General features: G+C 66.9%; 2 protein-coding genes. Both read right to left on the reverse strand.

The features are described 5' to 3' along the window. Positions 1–216, reverse strand: a 216-nt coding sequence (locus ACXJKR_RS34450; protein ID WP_457326688.1) for a hypothetical protein, incomplete at its 3' end; no start/stop codon positions are given. Beyond that, a partial coding sequence (locus ACXJKR_RS34455) for a hypothetical protein (protein WP_457326689.1) occupies positions 213–511 on the reverse strand: 299 nt, incomplete at its 5' end. The genes ACXJKR_RS34455 and ACXJKR_RS34450, both read right to left, overlap by 4 nt.

A 511-nucleotide genomic window follows, 5' to 3' on the forward strand; every position in this document is an offset into this window, starting at 1 on the left:
TCGATGGTCAGCGTGGATGCACTGGGCAACGCCCTCGTTGATGCTGAAGCCCTGGTAACAGGAGCAGCTCTCGCGGACAACGGTTTCGTGCTCCTGCCCGGTGCGCGCGCGCTTCAGGAACGCCACGCGCTCCACCTCGCGCAGCTCGGTGCCGATGTCCTTGCAACCGCGGCATCCGCTGCCGCCGCACTCGATGTGGTCGATCAGGCGCTTCATGGCTGGCTACCCTGTACCGGGGGCTTGGCTTTCGCACGAGTGCGAGCATCRGGCTTGCGCACCGTCACGGTCTTGGACGCCTCGCGCTGCATGGCCCACTGGGCACCACGCACGAAATCCTGCGCCGACTTGTTGGACAGGCGCTTCGCAGCCGTCCATGCTGCATCGCCTGCGTCGGCCGTCCCATCCACTACTGCGGGGGCTTGGGCCGGCGTCTCGCCAGTGGCCCGGCAAGCGCCCCAGATCATGTCGCTCACCGTAGCCTGCGCGATCATGCCGTTTGCCTTCGACAGCC

It is taken from the genome of Roseateles sp. P5_E11, assembly GCF_054049355.1.